20 protein-coding genes and 1 other RNA gene are annotated in these 20,809 nt (G+C 66.9%); 10 read left to right on the plus strand and 11 right to left on the minus strand.

Going from position 1 to position 20,809, the window contains the following annotated elements; genetic code table 11:
* Window positions 1-18: 18 nt before the first annotated feature.
* Window positions 19-363: a hypothetical protein gene (locus tag MasN3_RS21525; RefSeq protein WP_281910113.1), complete on the minus strand. Its 345-nt coding sequence runs from the start codon at window positions 361-363 to the stop codon at window positions 19-21.
* A 92-nt stretch (window positions 364-455) separates the two neighbouring features.
* Between MasN3_RS21525 and MasN3_RS21530 the strand changes: the two genes are divergently transcribed.
* The 3 genes from MasN3_RS21530 to MasN3_RS21540 are packed head-to-tail and all read left to right on the plus strand — an operon-like array spanning window position 456 to window position 4,434.
* On the plus strand, window positions 456-1,754 hold the full coding sequence (locus MasN3_RS21530; RefSeq protein ID WP_281910114.1) for a c-type cytochrome: 1,299 nt from the start codon (window positions 456-458) through the stop codon (window positions 1,752-1,754).
* A complete protein-coding gene (locus MasN3_RS21535; RefSeq protein ID WP_281910116.1) occupies window positions 1,751-2,239 on the plus strand; it encodes a (2Fe-2S)-binding protein in 489 nt (162 codons plus the stop codon). The genes MasN3_RS21530 and MasN3_RS21535 overlap by 4 nt, the downstream gene beginning before the upstream one ends.
* Window positions 2,239-4,434 carry a xanthine dehydrogenase family protein molybdopterin-binding subunit gene (locus MasN3_RS21540; RefSeq protein WP_281910118.1) on the plus strand — a complete coding sequence of 732 codons (2,196 nt, stop codon included), beginning with the start codon at window positions 2,239-2,241 and terminating at the stop codon, window positions 4,432-4,434. The genes MasN3_RS21535 and MasN3_RS21540 overlap by 1 nt, the downstream gene beginning before the upstream one ends.
* Before the next feature lie 93 nt (window positions 4,435-4,527).
* Here MasN3_RS21540 and MasN3_RS21545 read toward each other — a convergent pair whose 3' ends face one another.
* The 5 genes from MasN3_RS21545 to MasN3_RS21565 all read right to left on the minus strand — a co-directional run bounded on the left by MasN3_RS21545 (window position 4,528) and on the right by MasN3_RS21565 (window position 6,666).
* A complete protein-coding gene (locus MasN3_RS21545; RefSeq protein WP_281910120.1) occupies window positions 4,528-5,334 on the minus strand; it encodes a sulfite exporter TauE/SafE family protein in 807 nt (268 codons plus the stop codon).
* Window positions 5,334-5,813 (minus strand): EVE domain-containing protein, encoded by a 480-nt coding sequence (locus MasN3_RS21550; protein ID WP_281910121.1) that lies wholly within the window; start codon window positions 5,811-5,813, stop codon window positions 5,334-5,336. Before MasN3_RS21550 ends, MasN3_RS21545 begins: the two co-directional genes overlap by 1 nt.
* A 58-nt stretch (window positions 5,814-5,871) precedes the next feature.
* Window positions 5,872-6,052: non-coding RNA, 6S RNA (gene ssrS / locus MasN3_RS21555), on the minus strand.
* Window positions 6,053-6,097: 45 nt separating this feature from the next.
* Window positions 6,098-6,409 carry a cell division protein ZapA gene (locus tag MasN3_RS21560; RefSeq protein WP_281910122.1) on the minus strand — a complete coding sequence of 104 codons (312 nt, stop codon included), beginning with the start codon at window positions 6,407-6,409 and terminating at the stop codon, window positions 6,098-6,100.
* Window positions 6,406-6,666, minus strand: coding sequence for a hypothetical protein (locus tag MasN3_RS21565; RefSeq protein WP_281910123.1), 261 nt, complete (start codon window positions 6,664-6,666; stop codon window positions 6,406-6,408). Before MasN3_RS21565 ends, MasN3_RS21560 begins: the two co-directional genes overlap by 4 nt.
* 374 nt (window positions 6,667-7,040) lie before the next feature.
* Here MasN3_RS21565 and groES point away from each other — a divergent pair, with 374 nt between their 5' ends.
* The 3 genes from groES to MasN3_RS21580 all read left to right on the plus strand — a co-directional run bounded on the left by groES (window position 7,041) and on the right by MasN3_RS21580 (window position 9,599).
* Window positions 7,041-7,331: a co-chaperone GroES gene (gene groES, locus MasN3_RS21570; RefSeq protein ID WP_281910124.1), complete on the plus strand. Its 291-nt coding sequence runs from the start codon at window positions 7,041-7,043 to the stop codon at window positions 7,329-7,331.
* A 44-nt stretch (window positions 7,332-7,375) separates the two neighbouring features.
* Window positions 7,376-9,022: a chaperonin GroEL gene (gene groL, locus MasN3_RS21575; protein WP_281910125.1), complete on the plus strand. Its 1,647-nt coding sequence runs from the start codon at window positions 7,376-7,378 to the stop codon at window positions 9,020-9,022.
* Between the two features lie 163 nt (window positions 9,023-9,185).
* Window positions 9,186-9,599: a hypothetical protein gene (locus tag MasN3_RS21580; RefSeq protein ID WP_281910127.1), complete on the plus strand. Its 414-nt coding sequence runs from the start codon at window positions 9,186-9,188 to the stop codon at window positions 9,597-9,599.
* 28 nt (window positions 9,600-9,627) lie between these two features.
* On the opposite strand, the gene MasN3_RS21585 is transcribed toward MasN3_RS21580, so the two are convergent.
* Complete coding sequence (locus MasN3_RS21585; RefSeq protein ID WP_281910128.1) at window positions 9,628-10,092, minus strand: hypothetical protein; 465 nt, start codon at window positions 10,090-10,092, stop codon at window positions 9,628-9,630.
* Window positions 10,093-10,231: 139 nt separating this feature from the next.
* A complete protein-coding gene (locus MasN3_RS21590) occupies window positions 10,232-10,567 on the minus strand; it encodes a hypothetical protein (protein ID WP_281910130.1) in 336 nt (111 codons plus the stop codon).
* Between MasN3_RS21590 and MasN3_RS21595 the strand changes: the two genes are divergently transcribed.
* The 3 genes from MasN3_RS21595 to MasN3_RS21605 all read left to right on the plus strand — a co-directional run bounded on the left by MasN3_RS21595 (window position 10,566) and on the right by MasN3_RS21605 (window position 14,639).
* Window positions 10,566-11,462 (plus strand): LysR family transcriptional regulator, encoded by an 897-nt coding sequence (locus tag MasN3_RS21595; protein WP_281910132.1) that lies wholly within the window; start codon window positions 10,566-10,568, stop codon window positions 11,460-11,462. The genes MasN3_RS21590 and MasN3_RS21595 overlap by 2 nt on opposite strands.
* 129 nt (window positions 11,463-11,591) lie before the next feature.
* A complete protein-coding gene (locus MasN3_RS21600) occupies window positions 11,592-12,059 on the plus strand; it encodes a hypothetical protein (protein ID WP_281910133.1) in 468 nt (155 codons plus the stop codon).
* Window positions 12,060-12,209: 150 nt separating this feature from the next.
* Window positions 12,210-14,639: an FG-GAP-like repeat-containing protein gene (locus tag MasN3_RS21605; protein ID WP_281910135.1), complete on the plus strand. Its 2,430-nt coding sequence runs from the start codon at window positions 12,210-12,212 to the stop codon at window positions 14,637-14,639.
* On the opposite strand, the gene MasN3_RS21610 is transcribed toward MasN3_RS21605, so the two are convergent.
* Genes MasN3_RS21610 through MasN3_RS21620 form a run of 3 tightly spaced genes read right to left on the minus strand, consistent with a single transcriptional unit; the run spans window position 14,621 to window position 18,925 of the window.
* Complete coding sequence (locus MasN3_RS21610; RefSeq protein ID WP_281910136.1) at window positions 14,621-15,361, minus strand: 2'-5' RNA ligase family protein; 741 nt, start codon at window positions 15,359-15,361, stop codon at window positions 14,621-14,623. The two genes, MasN3_RS21605 and MasN3_RS21610, sit on opposite strands and share 19 nt — an antisense overlap.
* 37 nt (window positions 15,362-15,398) lie before the next feature.
* Window positions 15,399-17,261, minus strand: coding sequence for a glucokinase (locus tag MasN3_RS21615; protein ID WP_281910138.1), 1,863 nt, complete (start codon window positions 17,259-17,261; stop codon window positions 15,399-15,401).
* A complete protein-coding gene (locus tag MasN3_RS21620; protein ID WP_281910140.1) occupies window positions 17,261-18,925 on the minus strand; it encodes an alpha-amylase family glycosyl hydrolase in 1,665 nt (554 codons plus the stop codon). The genes MasN3_RS21615 and MasN3_RS21620 overlap by 1 nt, the downstream gene beginning before the upstream one ends.
* Before the next feature lie 261 nt (window positions 18,926-19,186).
* Here MasN3_RS21620 and MasN3_RS21625 point away from each other — a divergent pair, with 261 nt between their 5' ends.
* Window positions 19,187-20,752, plus strand: coding sequence for a POT-type proton-dependent oligopeptide transporter (locus tag MasN3_RS21625; RefSeq protein ID WP_281910142.1), 1,566 nt, complete (start codon window positions 19,187-19,189; stop codon window positions 20,750-20,752).
* Window positions 20,753-20,809 lie beyond the last annotated feature (57 nt).

The raw sequence follows: 20,809 nt of genomic DNA on the forward strand, positions 1-20,809 counted from the left end.
ACAATGCCGGGCCCTGCCTTACTCGAAGTCTTCGGCCAGGTTCTTCCAGCCGCGGCTCTTGGCGAAGGCGGTGAATTCCTCGGGCGCTTCCAGCACGATCAGGCGGCTCTCCTGCAGGCCGGGGTCGCTGTGGCCGAAGTCAGGCCCCTGATAGCCGAGCGCGCGCAGGCGGTCGACGAGCTGGCGCAGCAGCACCGTGTCCTTGTAGGCGCCGGGCTCGAGCCGCGCCTTGAAGTCGACGTACACGTCGATGATCCCGTAACCCTCGTCGAAAATGCGGATCGCCTTGACGTCGAGGGTACGGCCGTTGCCGTCCTTGGCCTGGAAGGGGCCGGACAGCGCGATGTCGGAATCGGTAGTCATGGCCGCAGCATACCACCGCAGGGCCGGGCGCGTGGGTGTTGGCTTTTCGGTCATAATGCTGGCGGATGCCAATCGGGGAGAACGAACAGGACATGAAACGGCCGGGACGCGCGCGGCGCAATCGATGGTGGCTGGCGCTGGCTGGGCTGGCGCTGCTGGCGCTCGCCGCGTTCTTCTTCATGTGGCGCCCCGCCCTGCCCGCGCAGGCGGCGCCGGCCCGCTTCGACAGCGCGCTGGTGGCGCGCGGCGCCAAGCTGTCGAAGCTCGGCATGTGCGCGGCCTGCCACACGGTCGACCCTAGCAAGCCCTTCGCCGGCGGCCTGGCGGTGAAAACGCCCTTCGGCGCCGTGTACAGCACCAACATCACGCCGCATGCCGGCACCGGCATCGGCAACTGGAGTTTCGATGCCTTCGAGCGCGCCATGCGGCAGGGCGTCGCGCGCGACGGCCGCCTGCTCTACCCGGCCTTCCCCTACAACCACTACACCAGGATGGCGCCGGAGGACATGCGCGCCCTGTACGCCTACTTCATGACGCGCCCGGCCCTGGCGGCGCCGGCGCGCGAGAACCGGATGCGCTTCCCTTTCGGTTTCCGTCCTCTGGTCGCCTTCTGGAACCTGCTCTACCTCGACGAATCGCCCTGGCAGTTTGATGCGCGCCAGCCGGCCGAATGGAACCGCGGCGCCTACGTCGCCAACGTGCTGGCCCACTGCGGCGCCTGCCACACGCCGCGCACCCTGCTCGGCGGGCCGGACCTGCAGCGCCGCTTCGACGGCGGCGAGGCCGGCGGCTGGTACGCCCCGGCGCTCAACAGCAAGTCGCCTTCGCCCTTGCCCTGGACCCGGGAACACCTGGAGCAATACCTGCGCACCGGCATCGCGCCCGAGCACGCCGCGGCCGCCGGCCCGATGCAGGACGTGGTGCGCAATCTGGGCCAGGCGGACCCCGCCGACGTCGCCGCCCTCGCCACCTACCTCCACAGTTACCTGCGACAGGCGCCGGCGCGCGCCACGCCCGCGCAACAGGCCGGTCCGCTGCCGGCGCCTGGCGACCAGGACCCCGACCTGGCGCGCATGCGCCTGGGCTACGAGACCTATGCGATGGCCTGCGCCAGCTGCCACGAGCCTGGGCGCGGTCCCGGCTCGGGCGCCGCGCTGCAGCTGCGGAAGGCGGTGGCCCTGTACGATCCGGACCCGCGCAGCCTGGTGCGCATCATCCGCGAAGGCATCGCGCCGCCGGAGGGCGAGCCGGGGCGCTGGATGCCGGGCTTTGCCACCCTGCTGGGCGACGCCCAGGTGACGGCCCTGGCGGCCTACCTGCGCCGCTACGGCGCGGGCGCCGAGCCCTGGGCCGACCTGGACGAGGCGGCGAAGAAAGCGAGAGAACAATGAGCACCTTCAAGCTGCAGGTCAACGGCAAGCCGTACGAGGTCGACGTCGACGCCGACACGCCGCTGCTCTACGTGCTGCGCAACGACCTGAAACTCAACGGCGCCAAGTTCGGCTGCGGCCTGGGACAGTGCGGCTCCTGCACCGTGATGCTCGACAAGGAGCCCGTGATGTCCTGCCTGCTGCCGGTATCGATGGTGGGCAGCCGCGCCGTGCGCACGGTGGAATCCGGCGGCACGCGCTGGGTGCCGAGCGTGGTGCTGCAGCAGGCCTTCATCGAGGAGCAGGCGGCCCAGTGCGGCTACTGCATCGCCGGCATGATCATGCGCGCCACCGCCCTGTTCGAACAGGTGGCCTCGCCCACCGATGCCCAGATCAAGGCCTGGATGCAGCCGAACCTGTGCCGCTGCGGCACCCACCTGCGCATCCTGCGCGCGGTGCGGCGCGCCGCCGACGTGCTCAAGGCCCAGCCGATCCGGAACTACTGATGAACGAACCTCCCAAGCGCCCCGGCCGGCGCCGCTTCCTGGCGGGCGGCGGCGCCCTCACGCTCTGGTTCGCATTGCCGCTGCGCGCCGCAGCGGCGGCGCTGCCCGGCAGCCTGGCGCGCGAACCCTGGCTCGACGCCTGGATCCGCGTGGGCAGCGACAACCGCGTGTCCATCTTCACCGGCAAGGTCGAACTGGGCCAGGGCATCAAGACCGCCCTGCTGCAGGTGGCCGCGCACGAACTGCAGATCGATCCCGGCCGCCTGGTGCTGGAGACCGCCGACACCGAGCGCTCGCCCGACGAAGGCTATACGGCGGGCAGCCACTCGATGCAGGACAGCGCCACCGCCATCCGCCACGCGGCGGCGCAGGTGCGCGCGCGGCTAGCGGACAAGGCTGCCGCACGCCTGGGGGTGCCGGCGGCCACGCTGGCGCAGGACAACAGCGTGTTCCGCACGCCCGACGGACGGCGGGTGAGCTTCAGCGAACTGGTGGCCGGCAGCGAGCAGCACGTGCGCGCAACGAACGCGCTCCCCGCCCGCGCGCCCGATGCGCGCCGTCTCATCGGGGTGACGCTGCCGCGGGTCGACATCCCCGGCAAGCTCAAGGGCCACGTCGCCTACGTGCAGGACCTGCGCCTGCCCGCCATGATGCATGGCCGCGTGGTGCGCCCGCCCTCGCCAGGCGCGCGCCTGCTCTCGGTGGACAAGGCGGCGGTGGCGCGCTTGCCCGGCGTGCTGGAGATCGTGCACGACGGGCGCTTCCTGGCCGTGATCGCCGACGAGGAATACCGCGCCGTGAAAGCGGCGAAGGCGCTGGCGCGCGCCGCCCGCTGGGACGTGCCGGCCGTGCTGCCGGCCGGCCGCGACGTGGCCGCGCTGGTGCGCAGCCTGCCCGCGACGGCGCAGCAGGTGCTGGCGCAGGGCAAACCGGGCACGCCCGGCAAGACCTTACGGGCCAGCTACACCCGCCCCTTCCAGCTGCACGCCTCGATCGGTCCCTCGTGCGCGATCGCGCTGCTCGACGGGGGCCGCTACACGGTGTGGACCCATTCGCAGGGCGTGTACCCGCTGCGCCGCGCGCTGGCCGAGCTGCTGGGCGCGCCCGAGGAAGCGGTGCGCTGCATCCATGCCGAGGGTTCCGGCTGCTACGGCCACAACGGCGCCGACGACGTCGCCGCCGACGCGGTGCTGATGGCGCGCGCCTTTCCCGGCATCCCGGTCCGGGTACAGTGGATGCGCGAGGACGAACACGCCTGGGAACCCTTCGGGCCGGCGATGCTGGCGGACGTGGCGGCCACGCTCGACGCGGGCGGCAGGATCGTCGACTGGCAGTACGAGGTCTGGAGCCAGCCGCACAACACCCGCCCCGGCAAGGCCGGCAACCTGCTGGCGGCCACCCTGCTGGCCAGGCCTTTCGTGCCGCCCGCGCCGAAACCGATCCCCCAGCCCCAGGGCAGCGGCGACCGCAATGCCATCCCCTATTACGTGCTGCCGAACGCGCGCGTGACCCACCGCTTCCAGCCGGCCGGGCCATTGCGCACCTCGGCGCTGCGCTCGCTGGGCGCCTACTGCAACGTGTTCGCGATCGAAAGCTTCATGGACGAACTGGCACAGGCGGCCGGCCAGGACCCGGTGGCCTTCCGCCTGCGCCACCTGGCGGACCCGCGCGCCATCGAGGTGATCAAACTGGCCGCCGCCAGGTTCGGCTGGGACGGCTACAAGAAAGGCCCGCGGCGCGGGCGCGGCTTCGCCTTTGCGCGCTACAAGAACCTGGCGGCCTACTGCGCCGTCGCGCTGGAGGTCGAGGTGGCGCTGGACACCGGCTTCGTGCGCATCGTGCGCGCGGACGCCGCCGTCGACTGCGGCGAAGTGGTCAGTCCCGACGGGGTGCGCAACCAGATCGAGGGCGGCATCGTCCAGTCGAGCAGCTGGACCCTGATGGAACAGGTGCGCTTCGACACGGAGCGGGTGCTGAGCCAGGACTGGGCCGGCTATCCGATCCTGCGTTTCAACGGGGTGCCGGACAAGGTGAACGTGCACCTGCTGGATCGTCCGGGCCAGCCCTTCCTCGGCACCGGAGAAGCGGCCCAGGGGCCGGCCGCGGCGGCGCTGGCCAATGCGGTGGCCGATGCCTGCGGCAGGCGCGTGCGCGATCTGCCGCTCGATCGTGAACGGATGCGCCAGCTTGCGTAGGGTGGACGGCTTCGCCGTCCGCGCGTCCAGCTCCGGCGTGAGCAGCCACAGCGCATCCGAAAGTTGAACGCGCGGACGGCAGAGCCGCCCACCCTACGGGTTGACGGCCTTCCAGAACATATAGGCCGCCAACGCATACAGGATCACCGCAAACACCTTCTGCAGCTGGCGCACCGGCATCTTGTGCGCGGTGCGCGCGCCGATCGGCGCCATGCTCACGCTGGCCAGCACGATGATGGCCAGCGCCGGCAGGTAGATGAAGCCGAGCGACCAGTCCGGCAAGCCCGGCTCGCCCCAGCCGAACCAGATGTTCGAGAGGGTTCCCGACAGCGCGATCGGAAAGCCCAGCGCCGCGCTGGTGGCCACCGCATTGTGGATGCGCACGCCGCACCAGGTCATGAAGGGCACCGACACGAAGCCGCCGCCAGCGCCGACGATGCCCGACAGGGTGCCGATCAGGCCGCCGGCGGCGAACATGCCGGTCGCGCCAGGAAGCGCGCGCGCCGCGGCCGGCTTTTTACCGATCAGCATCTGGGTCGCAGAAAAGGCGACGAACACGCCGAAGAAGGCTGCCAGCACGGTGGCATCCATCTGCTTGCCGATCCAGGGCCCGATCCAGGAGCCGATCAGGATGCCCGGCGCCAGCAGCTTCACCACCGGCCACAGGACCGCGCCGTGCTGGTGGTGGGCGCGCACCGAGGACAGCGAGGTAAACAGGATGGTGGCGAGCGAGGTGGCGATCGCCATGTGGATGGTCAGCTCCGGGGCGAAGCCGCGCGCCGTGAAGATCATCGTGATGAACGGGACCAGCACCATGCCGCCGCCGATGCCGAGCAGCCCGGCCGCGAAGCCGCCGAAGGTGCCCATCGCCAGCAGGGCCAGGATCAGGGTAAGGTCCATCAGCGCGTCCCTTCCTTGTTTCCCCTGACCAGGGCGACGATGGTGTTCCACTCGGCCGTCGTCACGGGCGACACCGACAGCCGGCTGCCCTTCTGCAGCAGCACCATGCCGTCGAGCGCTGGGATGGCGCGCAGCTCGCTCAAGGGAAGGTAGCGCCCCGCTTCCACGGCGCGCACGTCGACCGAGATCCAGCGCGGATTTTCCGGGGTGGCTTTCGGGTCGTGGTAGGCAGAAGAAGGATCGAACTGCGTCGCATCCGGGTAGGGGCCGCTCGCCACCTCGGCGATGCCGGCCACGCCGGGCACGGCGCAGCTGGAATGGTAGAACAGGACGCCGTCGCCGACCCGCATGGCGTCGCGCAGAAAATTGCGCGCCTGGTAGTTACGCACGCCGTACCAGGACACGGTTTGCTCCGGCGCGGCCAGCACGTCGTCGAAACTGACGTCGTCCGGCTCCGATTTCATCAACCAATAAGGCATGCACTCTCCATCGACAAAAAAAAGCGGCTGCGTACCGAAGTGCGCAACCGCTCGTGTGTGTAGCCCCGCCTGTGTCGTTATTGCCGGCATCCCGAACCAGAAGGCTCAAGGTGGTCGCAGTCAGCTCAATTTCGGGTTCGTCAGACTAGTGACGCTCGCGCCCACCAAGCATGTCCCACAACCTATGCGAAAGAATGGTTCAAGGAATATATGACAAATCTCGAACACCGCAGGGTAGATCGCAGTTTACTCCGTTGGCCGAGCATGTCAATCGAATCTGAACTTCAGGACAGATTTTCCTGCGGCGCCAGGGTCTGGTCGAGGACACTGTGCATCGCTTCGAGCTTTTGCTTGACTTCCAGGATCGACATGTCGGACAGCGGGCCCTGGGGCGATTTGACCGACAGGAATTCGGCCGCCACGCTCAGCGCCGCCATGACGGCGATGCGGTCGGTGCCGCGCACCTTGCCCGAGTCGCGCAGCGCGCACATCTTGCCGTCCAGGTAGCTGACCGCTTCGCGCAGGGTGCGCTCTTCGCCTTCGCGGCAGGCCAGGCGGTAGGACTGGCCCATGATGGTGCAATCGAGATGGATCATTGGCTGGCCTCGTTCGGCTCGCCGGCATCGAGGCCGGCATCGGCTGCGTCATCCGCTGCGCCTTCCGGCGCGGGCAACTGCTCGAGCAGCGCCTCGACGCGGCGCTGCGCTTCGATCAGCCGCTCCTTGAACGCGATGTTCTCGGCGCTCAGCAGGTGGTTGGCCTGGCGCAGCAGGTAGTTCTCGGCGCGCAGCGACTGGGTCAGCTGGGCGAGCCGGTCGATCTTGTCGGAGAGGTCTTGAAATTCGGAAATCATTCGACACTATAGGACTGAGATGGTTTTTCCGTCAACCGAATCGCGCCCTCATTCGGCAGGGCGCGCTACGGGCCGTGGCATGCAGCATCCGTGCGGCGTCCGGGCGCGAACCGGTGTACCCTGCCCGGCCATCGTTCCGGATGCCACCGCCGACAGTGTACAACCCATCTATTGAATTGTGTTTTCGCAAAAAAGTCGGTTCGGTCCCACACATTCCCGCTTGAAATGGGGTGTTATCGTCCCTATAATCATGTTCGTGTTAGCACTCGTCGGTATAGAGTGCTAACAGGCACAAGCCACCATTTTCCCAGCCGCCGGCACCAGTCGGCGGCTTTGAACAGCTAGTCAACCCACTGAAAAATAAGGAGTTTTGCATGAACCTTCGTCCTCTGCACGATCGCGTAATCGTGAAGCGTCTCGACCAGGAGACCAAGACTGCATCCGGCCTGATCATCCCCGATGCGGCCGCCGAGAAGCCGGACCAGGGCGAGATCCTGGCTGTCGGCAACGGCAAGGTGCAGGAGAATGGCCAGGTTCGTCCGCTGGAAGTGAAGGTCGGTGACCGCGTCCTGTTCGGCAAGTACTCCGGCCAGGCCGTCAAGGTCGATGGCCAGGAACTGCTGGTCATGCGCGAAGAAGACATCATGGCCGTCGTCGCCCTCTGATCTTCCCCACAGAACATCCACGAATTCATTCGGAGAAATAACAAATGGCAGCTAAAGAAGTAATTTTCGGCGACGCAGCGCGCGCCAAGATGGTTGAAGGCGTCAACATCCTCGCCAACGCAGTCAAGGTCACCCTGGGCCCGAAAGGCCGCAACGTGGTGCTGGAGCGCTCGTTCGGCGCCCCGACCGTCACCAAGGACGGCGTCTCGGTCGCGAAAGAGATCGAACTGAAGGACAAGCTGCAGAACATGGGCGCGCAGATGGTCAAGGAAGTCGCCTCGAAGACCAGCGACAACGCCGGTGACGGCACCACCACCGCGACCGTGCTGGCGCAAGCCATCGTCCGCGAAGGCATGAAGTTCGTTGCCGCCGGCATGAACCCGATGGACCTGAAGCGCGGCATCGACAAGGCCGTCGCCGCCACCGTCGAAGAACTGAAGAAGATCGCCAAGCCGACCACCACCTCGAAAGAGATCGCCCAGGTCGGCGCCATCTCGGCCAACTCGGAAACCTCGATCGGCGAGCGCATTGCCGAGGCAATGGAAAAAGTCGGCAAGGAAGGCGTCATCACCGTCGAAGACGGCAAGTCGCTGAACGACGAGCTGGACATCGTGGAAGGCATGCAGTTCGACCGCGGCTACCTGTCGCCGTACTTCATCAACAACCCGGACAAGCAAGTCGCCGTGCACGAGAACCCGTTCGTCCTGCTGTGCGACAAGAAGATCTCGAACATCCGTGACCTGCTGCCGGTGCTGGAGCAAGTCGCCAAGGCCGGCCGTCCGCTGGTGATCATCGCCGAAGACATCGAAGGCGAAGCGCTGGCGACCCTGGTGGTCAACAACATCCGTGGCATCCTGAAGACCGTCGCCGTCAAGGCCCCGGGCTTCGGCGACCGCCGCAAGGCCATGCTGGAAGACATCGCCATCCTGACCGGTGGCCAGGTCATCGCCGAAGAAGTCGGCCTGACCCTGGAAAAGGTCACCCTGAACGAGCTGGGCCAGGCCAAGCGCGTCGAAGTGGGCAAGGAAAACACCATCATCATCGACGGCGCAGGTTCGGCTGAAGCGATCGAAGCACGCGTCAAGATGGTCCGCGTCCAGATCGAAGAAGCGACCTCGGACTACGACCGCGAAAAACTGCAAGAGCGCGTGGCCAAGCTGGCCGGCGGCGTTGCCGTGATCCGCGTCGGTGCAGCCACCGAAGTCGAGATGAAAGAGAAGAAGGCACGCGTGGAAGACGCGCTGCACGCCACCCGCGCTGCCGTGGAAGAAGGCATCGTCCCGGGCGGCGGCGTGGCCCTGCTGCGCGCTCGCGCCAACCTGGACATCAAGGGCGACAACCCGGACCAGGACGCAGGCATCAAGATCGTCCTGCGCGCCATGGAAGAGCCGCTGCGCATGATCGTCCAGAACGCCGGCGATGAGCCGTCGGTCGTGGTCGCCGCCGTCCTGAACGGCCAGGGCAACTACGGCTACAACGCCGCCAACGGCACCTATGGCGACATGGTCGAAATGGGCGTGCTGGATCCGGCCAAGGTCACCCGCTCGGCACTGCAGAACGCAGCGTCGATCGCCGGCCTGATGCTGACCACCGACTGCATGGTCTCGGAAGTCGTTGAAGACAAGCCGGCCGGCGGTATGGGCGGCATGGGCGGTATGGGTGGCATGGGCGGCATGGACGGCATGATGTAATCGTCACGCCTGTAAGGGCGGCCTACTAGCCAGAAAGCCTGCAGGGTTCGCGCCTTGCAGGCTTTTTTACTTTGGCGGTACTTTGGCGGGGTCATACTTTGGCGGGGTCAGGTCTGACATTCGGACACGAGCTCTGCTGTTATCATTTTTATCGGAGGCCGGTATGGCGACCGTAGACGCATTTGATCTCGACAACGCGATGATCCTGGCGGATGTGCCGGGCAGCGAGGCGTGGGTGAGCCTGGAAACGGGTCATGTCCATATCCGCTCGGACGCGATCGGCGAGCTGGAAGCGCTTCCCGACGACCTCGGCGAAGCAGGCCATTACATCCCGGTGCCGGGCCAGCGCTCGCTGGAGCTGGGCCAGGCCCTGGTCATTGATTTTGTCCAGCGCCACATGCCCTCGGATGAAGACGCCGTTCGGCAGATATTCAGGCGTGCGGGCGCCTATAGCCGCTTTTCCGCCCTGGTGGACAAGCGCGGCCTGCGCGACCGGTGGCATGCATTCCGCGAGCAGCGCACGCTGGAGGCGATGCGCGCATGGTGCGAACAGCATGGATTGAATCTATCGGAATAAGCGCGGACCTAGCCGGCGGCCCGCCACCCTAGCGGCGTGCAGGGCTGGAAGACAGCCGTTCAGCCAGTACCGCCGTTGCGATCGACTGCAGCAGATGGACGCTCCAGCGCTCGCCGACCTTGCGCGGCCCCGCTTTCGCCTCGCCCTCGGTGATGCCGAGCATGGGCGCGATGCAGCCGATATTCACCGCATACAACGCGGTACCGTACAGCGCACCGATCGTCACCGGCGACAGCGAGGGCGCGGCATCGCGCAGCTTGGGAACGGCCAGGGCAAAGGCGGCCGATGCGCCGAGATGGTTGACGAACTCGACGACGCTGGTGCCCGAGTCGCCGATCAGCTCGCGCAAGCCGGTGACATCATCGATCCAGTCGACCGCATCCCGGTCGAGCGTCTTACCAAGCAGGCCGGTCTTGCGTCCGACGACCATGAAGGCAGTCGTCAGCACACCTGCAATCAGGCCGCCTGTCATCGCTGCTGCATATCGTTGCATGGGAATTTCTCCACGTATGAGTTGATCATGCAGGAAGGATGACAGTTCGGCGCGCCGGCTCGGTACGGTACTGCACCGATTGCCTGCGAACGTCGTTGCAAGCGGGTCATCAGCGGAACCGGGGAGCGCACAAACGATGTTAAAAAGCATTGTGCGCTGACGTATTGTCGAGGCCGTGTCCGGATGTCAGACCTGACCCCGGGAAGAATGCGGCCAGCGCGAGCGCGCATTCGACCAGCACGGCGGGCCAGCTCAAGGGCATCGGCATGCCGTGCGCGACGAGATCCGCCGCGAAGGCGGGTACGCCGAGCGCGGCCGCGGTCAGCATGGCGAACGTGAGCGCGAGCGCACCGAACGACAGGCGCAGCAGCAGGACGAGGGAGAGCAGAGCGTGGTGCATGATGGCTTCCTTGCGAAGTGGGTTGAGGAGTTTCCACTGTATTGCTGCAAGAATGCCGATAAAATAGGCACTCATGAAACCATCGTATGCAAAGCTGCAATCGAAGCTCGGCCTCCAGGACCTGGAAACCATCCTGGCCCTGCACCGCGGCCGCACTCTGGCCGGCGCCGCCGAGCGGCTGAAGGTGGACGCGTCCACCGTGTTCCGCGCCATCAAGCGCATCGAGGCGGATGTCGGCGAGCTGCTGTTCGACCGCGGCCGGCAAGGCTATACGGCGACGGAGCTCGGGCGCGTGCTGGCCAGCCATGCGGAACGGATCGAAACCCAGCTCGAGGAGGCGCGCGAAGCGGCCTTCCACCAGGCCACGGCGCCCTCCGGCGTGCTGCGCATCACCCTGACCGACACCCTGCTGCATACCGTGCTGCTGCCGGTGCTGGCGCGTTTTGCCGAGCGCTACCCGGACATCCGGCTCGAACTGGCCAGCACCAACGTGCTCGTCAACCTGAGCCAGCGCGAAGCCGACATCGCGATTCGCGCCACCAACGCACCGCCCGAGCATCTGGTCGGCATCCGCCTGGGCACGCTGCGTTCGGCCGTGTATGGCGGCGCCGGCTACCTGGCGGGGCAGCCGCAAGGCCGGCACTACAGCGAGATGGACTGGATCGCGCTGGACGACAGCCTGCCCGACCACCCGTCCCAGCACTGGCGCCGCGCGCGCCATCCCCGGGCCGTGCCGCGCCACAAGGTCGGCAACCTGCTGGCCGTTGCCGGCGCCGTCGTCAACGGCTTGGGCGTCGGCGTGGTGCCGCTGGCGGTGATGCGCGATCATCCAGAGGTCACTGTGCTGGACGGGCCGCTGCCGGAACTGGATACCGGCCTGTGGCTGCTGGCCCATCCGGACACCCGCTACCTGGGGCGGATGAAGGCCATGTTCGATTTCCTGCGCAGCGCCATCGACCTGCCCGAATAATCGCCGGCAGGGATCCCTCGCAGGCAGTCATACCGATCACGTATCCCTCCTGCCGGCGCCGGCGCCTTGCACCGTTGCCGCTGGAACACACGGGGTGTAGACTTTGCCCTTCACACTACGAGGCACCCCATGTCGATTCGCACTGCATTCCGTCCTTCCCTGCCCCTGCTGGGCGCCGCCCTCGCCATCGCGCTGAGCGCCGCCGGCTGCAAGCGCGCCGAGCGCGAGGAGCCGAAGCCGGCGCCGGCGGCCGTCGTCAAGGAAACGCCGGCGCGCACCCGGGAACAGGCCATGGAAGCCCTGCTCGCGGTGCCGGAACTGAAGGCCTGGTCGGCGCAGATCGAAAAGCGTTCGAAGGGCAAGGCGCATGGCGCGGTGATCGAGGACGACCCGCTCCCGCGCGAGATCAACGGCAAGCAGTATTACCAGCTCAGCTTCGTGGAGAATCGCGCCAACGACGTGCGCCGCCGCGAGAGCTTCCTCGTGTCCCGGCAGGGCGACGAGATCCTGGTGGAGGATGCCGACACCGACACCGTCCTGAGCCTGCAGGAATGGCGCCGCCATATCGAGCGCGTCCAGCTCAAAAGCGCTGATTAGGCCGCGCCGCAGCAACGCCGTCCTGCCCTGGCCACGCGCGGCCGCGCCTTCCCTCCTGCGCATTGCTAAAGCGCAACAACCATTCCCGGATTGTTGACTTTTTATACCAAAGCAATTTCAATGGCTGGTTTCAAATACGCTTACACAACCATGGCAGACTATCGCGGCACCGACGCCAACGACTCCATTGACCAGGACAAGCTCGGGATTCCGGCCGGCTCCAATATTTTCGGCGGCAAGGGCGACGATACCATCGTCCTTTCCAGCGGCACCGCGGTCGGCGAGCAGGGCAACGACACCATCACCGCCCTGCAGCCCTGGGCAGGGGTCGCCTACTGGGGGTCACCGGCCGGCATCAAGGTCAACCTGGCGACCGGCATCGCCCAGGACGGCTACGGCACGGTCGACACCCTGATCAACGTCCGCACGATCCAGGATTCCGGCCACAGCGACGAGATCACCGGCAGCGGCGCCAACGAAGAGTTCTGGCTCAGCGGCGGTTCCGACCGCGTGAGCGGCGGCGGCGGGCAAGACACCGTCAAATACTGGGAAGTCAAGCCGTCCGAGATCAAGATCAGCTACACGCGCGCGACCGATACCTTCACGGTGATCAAGCAAGCGCCCTACAAGACCGGCACCGACACGCTGCAGGGTGTCAACAGCATCCAGCTGCTGGGCCCGGACGGCACCTATGCGCAGTACACACGCGACATGTTCGACGACAGCACCGGCTTCCTGCGCCAGCAGGCCACCGTGGCGTCCTTCGAGATGCAGCACGTGAACCAGCTGCGCACCGGCGACTTCAATGGCGACGGCATCGGCGACCTGCTAGTGACCCGTACCCGGGGCGACATGGGCGAAACCGCCGTTCCGCTGCAAATCCTGGTCGGCGACGGCAAGGGCGGATTCACCGACAAGACCGCCAGCCTGTTCAAGGGTGGCATTCCCAACGTGAACTACGTGCCGCGCATCTTCGCGGGCGACTTCAACAAGGACGGCATCACCGACATCTTCACGCCCGATTTCGGCCTCGACAAGCCGCCCTTCCCGGGTGGACAGAATTCGCTGTTCCTGTCGAACAAGGCGACCGGCCTGCTGGAAAACGCCAGCGCCACCCTGCCGCAGGGACTGAAGCAGAACCATGGCACCGCACTCGGCGACATCAACCGCGACGGCCATCTCGACATCCTGGTCAACGCGCTGCACGACACTACCGGCAACGGGAACCAGATCCTGATCAACGACGGCGCGGGACGCTTTACCCCGACCCAGTCGCTGCTCCCGGCCAGCCTGCGGCCCGCCGGCTATGACCCGGGCAACACCTGGTCCATGCTGCGCGACCTGAACGGCGACGGCTGGGACGACATCGTGCTCGGCACCTGGAAACCCAACCCCAATCCGAGCCTCGTCCTGCTCAACGACGGCAAGGGCAGCTTCGCCAACAGCACGCCGCTGGCCCTGCCGCGGCCGGGCGGCTTCAGCGAAACCGTGATCGGCATCGAAACCATCGACCTGAACGGCGACGCCCTGCCGGACCTGATGCTCAGCCTGACCAACGACGGCAGCCACGACGAGTTCTACAAGCTGCCCTACCTGCAGCTGCTCGTCAACGAAGGCAACGGCCGCTTCCGCGACGAGACCAGCCTGCGCCTGCCGCAGTCGCAGACCCCCGGCAAGGAGACTTCCTGGTACCTGTCCGCCACCGCGATCGACTTCAACGGCGACGGCTTCCAGGACATTCTTGTGGACGGCATGAATGCGTCCTCCTCGCACGTCCTCGTCAATGACGGCACCGGCAAGTTCACGCTCGGCTGGAACGGCACGCCGAACCAGCACGTGGTATCGATGGACATCAATGGGGACGGCAAGCCCGACCTGGTGGAAGCTACCGCCGCCGGCTTCTCGGTGCTCATGAACACCGCGCCGGACCGCATCGGTTCCAGCCACGTCTACCGCTTCGGCGACAACGGCGGCAAGGTGGTGGGCGGCGCCGCCAGCGAAACCATCCACAACGGCCGGGGCGCCGACAGCGCCGACGGCGGCGCCGGACTGGACAAGATGGTGTATGGCGGCAAGCGCGCCGACTACAGCGTCAAGAAAACGGCCGACGGTTTCAGCGTCAGCAGCGGCGGCATCACCGACACGCTCGTCAACATCGAACGCCTGGTGTTCGGCGACGCCGCCGTGGCCCTCGACATCGAAGGCACCGGCGGGCAGGCTTACCGCGTCTACCAGGCGGCGTTCGCACGCACGCCGGACCTGGCCGGCCTGGGCTACTGGATGAACGCGATGGACCTCGGCACTACGCTCAAGAGCGTCGCCGAAGGCTTCGTCGCCTCGAAGGAGTTCAAGGACCTGTACGGCGCCGCGCCGTCCAACCTCGAGATCGTCTCACGCTTTTACCAGAACGTGCTGCAGCGCCCGGGCGAGAAGGCCGGCATCGACTGGTGGACCGGCCTACTGGACTCGAAGACCTTGACGGTGGCCGACGTGCTGGTGGGCTTCAGCGAAAGCGCCGAGAACAAGGCGGCGCTGGTGGGAGTGACCGCGGACGGCTTCGCCTACACACCGTACGGCTGAGCAGCGCGCTCCGGTCGGCCCGGCAGGCGCAGCAGCTCCACCCGCTGCAGCGAGCCGCTCGACATGTACCAGTCGTTGATCACCAGCTCCAGCTGGTCCACGCGCATGCTGCCGAGCGGTGCATGGCGCAGCTCCTCGAGCAGCGCCGCGAAGCGCGCCGGCTGCCGCAAGGGCGCGGCAAAGCGGAACAAGGTCGCATGCGCAGTCACCAGCCGGTAGCGCTGGTCCAGCGAGGCATCCAGGCCGCGCGCCCGCAACTGGATGCGCAGGCGCTCGCGCAGGGTCTCCAGCGCCGGGCCGCGCGGATAGCCGCAGGCCATGACGGCGCCGCGCGACAGCGTGATGCCGGCGAATGCGATCTCGAATGCCTCGATGCCTTTCAGCGCCGCATGCACGGCGGCGCGATAGGCGTCCAGCCGCGCCAGCTGGGCGCCAGGATCCTCGGTAACGGTGAACAGGGACAGGACGGTGAGGTGCAGGTCGGCCGGCGGATGGCGGTACTGCCCCGGCTCGGCCTGCGCCAGGCGCTCGAGCAGCGCGTCGAAGCGCTTGGTGAGCGCCGCCCCGGGACGCGCGACCAGGGTTAGGCCGCGGCGGGGATCGGGCCCGGCCAGCACCCGTTCGTCGCGTTCGATGTCGCCGGCGGCGATCGCGCCATGGGCGCGCGCCCACATGGCGTCGTACCAGGCGTGCAGATCAGGCGAAGGGAAATCGTCTTTCATTCCACTATTCTCGCTCAAACGCGAGAACGTGGCCGGTTCAGCTGTCCAGGTGCGAGATCAGGAGCCTGCGCGGATCGTCGCCCTGCGCTTCGCCGTGCTGGCCGTCCACCGAAATGCCCACCGCGAGGATGTCGATCAGCAGCAGCTGCAGGATGCGCGAAATCATCGACAGGAAGCTGGTGCTGTCCTCGGCATGGTCCACCGCCAGGCATACGGTCGCCTTGCGCGCCAGCGGCGACTGGCTGTTGCTGATGGCGATCACGTCGGCGCCGGCGGCGCGGGCGGTGTCCACCGCGCCCAGGAGCTCGGCGATGCTGCCCGAGTTCGATACCGCGATGACGACGTCGCCCGGCTGCAGCAGCTCGGCGGCGAGCTGGAACAGGTGCGAGTCGCCGTACAGCGAGGTCGGGATGCGAAAGCGGAAGAACTTGTGCTGCCCGTCCAGCGCCACCGCGCGCGAATTGCCCATCGCGAAGAACTCGACGCGGCGCGCCCGGCTCACCAGTTCGATGGCGCGGTCGAGCGCGCGCACGTCCAGCTGGTCGCGGAAGCGCAGGATCGCCGACACCGTGTTGTCGATCACCTTGGCCGACAGGTCGTGGGTGCTGTCGCTGATGCGCACCTGGCTGTGGCGCACCGGGATCGAGCCGGTCAGGCTGCTCGCGAACTTGAGCTTGAAGTCGGCCAGGCCCTGGAAGCCGAGCGAGCGGCAAAAGCGGATCACGGTCGGCTGGCTGACGTCGGCCAGGCGTGCGATCTCGGCGATCGGCTCGTTCAGCACCAGGCGCGGCTGCTCCAGCACCAGGCTGGCGACCCGCTGCTCGGCCGGGCTGAGGCTGTGGCGCAGCTGCTGGACGCGCTCCATCAGGGTATTGGCGCCGCTGCGCCCGCGCAGGTGCTCGGCCAGGATGGTGGCCACGCCGTGCAGGGCCGGATGCGGCGTGGTGATGACGTAGGTCGGGATGTCGGCCAGGTAGCTGGAAAAGCGCCCCTTGGCTTCGAAGCGCGCGCGGAAGGGCGAGCCGGCGAACCATTCGCCCATGCGCGGCACGATGCCGCCGCCGATGAAGATGCCGCCGAAGGCGCCCAGCGTCACCGCCAGGTTGGCGGCGGCCGCGCCCAGCATGCCGCAGAAGCATTCGAGGGTTTCGAGGCACAGCGGCTCGCGTTCGTCCAGCGCGCTGTTGACGATCTCGGCCGCCTTGCGCGGCGGGGCCGCGACGCCGTTGCGCGCGGCCAGCGCGCGGTGGATGATTTCCATGCCCGGCCCCGAGATCAGGCGCTCGTTCGAGACGTGCGGCCACTCCTTCCAGGCGGTCTGCAGGATGGCGAACTCGCGCTCGTCGCCGGGGGCGAAGTTGACGTGGCCGCCCTCGCTGCCGAGAGTGACGAAGCCGTCGGCGGTCGGGATCACGCCCGACACGCCCAGGCCGGTGCCCGGTCCCAGCACGCCGATCACGGCGTTCGGCGCCGGCGCGCCCTGCCCCACCTGCATCAGGTCGGCGCGGGTCAGGCCGGGAATCGCCATCGCCAGCGCAGTGAAGTCGTTGACGATCAGGAGCGTGGTCAAGCCCAGCTCGCGCCGCACCGCGTCGGTCGAGAACTCCCAATCGCGGTTGGTCATGCGGACTGAATCGCCGCTGATCGGGTTGGCCACCGCCAGCGCCGCATGATGCAAACGCAGGTCGGCGTGGTCCTTCAGGTAGTAGCGCAGCAGCGAGACGATGCCGTCGAAGTCCTCGCACAGCAGCACCCGCACGGCGCTGAACACGCCGGGCGCGGTCTGCAGCGCGAAGCGCGCATGCGTCGCGCCGATGTCGGCCAGCAGGCGCGGCCCGTCGGCGAAGGCGGTGCGTGCCGATTTTTCCGCGAACGTTCCAGCCTCCTGCTGGCTGCCCATTATTTGCCCGCGCCCGCTGGGATGCTGCCGAACCAGGCGCCGTAGGGCGGCAGGCTGACTTTCCCGCCGGCCGCCTGGCCCGGCAGGCCGTGCGTGCCGAGCGCCCGGGCTGCGCTGCTCTCCGGCCAGTCGAAGCTCACTTCGCGATCCGACAGGTTGAAGGCGGCCAGCACGCTATCCATGCCGTCCCCATCCTCCACCCAGCGGCGCAGGGCCAGCACCGGCTCCGGCGCGTCGAAGAAGGCGATCTCGCCACGGGTCAGCTGCGGCATCGTCTTGCGCCAGGCGATGAAGCGGCGCTGGAAGTTCAGCATCGAGTCCGGATCCTGGTCCTGCTGCGCGACGCTGGCGGCCAGGTGCGGTTCGGCCACCGGCAGCCAGGGCTTGCCGGTCGTGAAGCCGGCGTTCGGCGCCTCGCTCGTCCAGGGTATCGGGGTGCGGCAACCGTCGCGGCCCTTGAATTCGGGCCAGAAGGTGATGCCGTACGGGTCCTGCAGCAGTTCGAAGGGCACGTCCGCTTCCGGCAGGGCCAGCTCGTCACCCTGGTACAGGCAGGGGGTGCCCTTGAGCGAGAGCTGCATCGCCAGCACCAGCTTGGCCAGCGCCGGGCCCGGGCGCTGGCCCGGCGCGCCGCCCCAGCGGGTGACGACGCGGATGGCGTCGTGGTTGCCGACCGACCAGGAGGCCCAGCCGTCCTTGACGCGCTCCTTGAAGTCCTCGACCTGCTTGCGGATGTGGCTTGCCGTGAATTCCGGGGTGAGCAGGTTGAAGCTGTAGGCCATGTGCAGCTTGTCGCCGCCTTCGGTGTACTCGGCCATCTGGGCCAGCGCGTCGTCCGAGCTGACCTCGCCGATCGAGACCGCGCCGAATTCGTCCAGCTGGGCGCGCACGCGCTGCAGGAAGGCGATGTTCTCCGGCTGGGTCTTGTCGTAAATATGGGCCTGCATGCCGTAGGGGTTCACGTCGGTGACGGTCGAGGTGTCGCGCACCAGGGCCGGCGGGTTGCTGCGCAGCTGGCGGTCGTGGAAGTGGAACACGCAGGCGTCCATGCGCACGCCGTCCACCCCGCGTTCGAGCCAGAAGCGCTGCGCGTCCAGGTGAGCCTGCTGCACGTCCGGGTTGTGGAAGTTCAGCTGCGGCTGGCTGACCAGGAAGTTGTGCATGTAGTACTGCTTGCGGCGGGTATCCCACTGCCAGGCCGAGCCGCCGAACACCGACATCCAGTTGTTGGGCGGGCAGCCGTCCGGCAGCGGATCGGCCCACACGTACCAGTCGGACTTCGGATTGTCGCGGCTCTGGCGGCTCTCGACGAACCAGGGGTGGGTGTCGGCGGTATGCGACATCACCTGGTCGATCATGATCTTCAGGCCCAGGCCGTGCGCCTTGGCGATCAGCTTGTCGAAGTCGGCCAGGGTGCCGAACAGCGGGTCGACGTCGCAGTAGTCGGCGATGTCGTAGCCGAAGTCCTTCATCGGCGAGGTGAAGAAGGGCGACAGCCAGACGATGTCCACGCCCAGGCTCGCGATGTAGTCGAGCTTGTCGGTAATGCCGGCCAGGTCGCCCACGCCATCGCCGTCGGTGTCGAGGTAGCTGCGCGGATAGACCTGGTAGATGATGGCTTCTTTCCACCAGTTCGGGTTGGCGGTCGTCGAGATCTGGGTCATGGCTGGCTCGTCAGGAGTGATCGGAATTCTAGGCAATATACAGGATGAGCTCGAACTTTACAATTGGCCAACCAAGCCGATAAAAACATCATATTCCTTTGAATTCAACTACTTAAACAAAATCCCGGCTCCAATCGGGAGACAATGAAGTAGCTAAACTACGCGTCATTTGTATCAGTTATGTTTCACATTCACATTTTTATTGCAAAGTAACTCAGCCTCGGCATAGGATCGCGTCTGTTTCGATTTTTCGAGGACGCCATGAGCGAAGTAAAGAGCAGCGGACGCATGCCGCGGCAGATCCCCTACATCATCGCCAACGAAGGCTGCGAGCGCTTCAGCTTCTACGGGATGCGCAACATCCTGACGCCCTTCCTGATTTCGACATTGCTGCTGTTCGTCGCCGAGGAACACCGCACCAGCGAAGCCAAGCACGTGTTCCACACCTTCATGATGGGCGTGTACTTCTTCCCGCTGCTGGGCGGCTGGCTGGCCGACCGCTTCTACGGCAAGTACAACACCATCTTCTGGTTCAGCCTGATTTATTGCGCCGGCCACGCCTGCCTGGCCATTTTTGAAAACAGCGTCAACGGCTTCTACTTCGGCCTGTTCCTGATCGCCTTCGGCTCGGGCGGCATCAAGCCGCTGGTGGCCTCGTTCGTGGGCGACCAGTTCGACAAGACCAACAAGGACAAGGCGAAGGTGGTGTTCGACGCCTTCTACTGGATCATCAACTTCGGCTCCTTCTTCGCCTCGCTCCTGATGCCGATCCTGCTGAAGGACTACGGCCCCTCGGTCGCCTTCGGCGTGCCGGGCATCCTGATGTTCATCGCCACCATGGTCCTGTGGAGCGGCAAGAAGAAGTACGTGCACGTGCCGCCGACCCCGAGCGACCCGCACTCCTTCCTGCGCGTGGTGCGCACCGCCATCCTGGCCCGCCAGCCCGGCGCCGGCCGTCCCGGTCTGTTCGTGGCCGCCGCCGGCGCGCTGGGCGCGCTGGCATCGCTGGCGATGATCCCGAGCTTCGGCTTCGTCATCGCGGCCTGCACCGCCCTGGTGCTGCTGCTGGCCAGCGTCGGCATCGGCGCCTCGATGCAGCTGGAGCGCGCGCGCGGCATCCATCCGGACGCCGCCGTGGACGGCGTGCGCGCCGTGCTGCGCATCCTGATCGTGTTCGGCCTGGTGACGCCGTTCTGGTCGCTGTTCGACCAGAAAGCCTCGACCTGGATCGTGCAGGCCAATGCCATGTCCACCGAAGTCGACCTGCTGGGCTGGACCTTCAACGTGATTCCGGCCCAGATGCAGGCGCTCAACCCGCTGCTGGTGATGCTGCTGATCCCCTTCAACAACCTGGTGCTGTTCCCGCTGCTGAGCAAGATGGGCCTGCTGCCGACCGCGCTGCGCCGCATGACCGCCGGCATCGTGTTCTCGGCGCTGGCCTGGATCGTGGTGGGCAACCTGCAGGTGCAGCTCGACGCGGGCGACGCGGTGTCGATCGCATGGCAGATCCTGCCCTACGCGCTGCTGACCCTGGGCGAGGTGCTGGTCTCGGCGACCGGCCTCGAATTCGCCTACAGCCAGGCGCCGGCGTCGATGAAGGGCGTGATCATGGCCCTGTGGTACCTGGCGGTCACCGTCGGCAACCTGTGGGTCCTGATCGTGAACGCAGGCGTGAAGAACGACGCCGTGATCGCGTATATCGAACAATCCGGGGTGGGCGTGATCGCCTTCCAGATGTACTTCTTCGCCGGCTTCGCCATGCTGGCGGCGCTGGCCTTCGGCCTGTACGCCAAGCGCTACAAGATGGTCGACAACTATCGCGCCTGACGCGATGCCCGCCGGCGGGCGCGGTTTCCCCCGCGCCCGCCCTGTTCCACTTTACTT

Source organism: Massilia varians (assembly GCF_027923905.1).
GTDB classification, from domain to species: domain Bacteria; phylum Pseudomonadota; class Gammaproteobacteria; order Burkholderiales; family Burkholderiaceae_D; genus Telluria; species Telluria varians_B.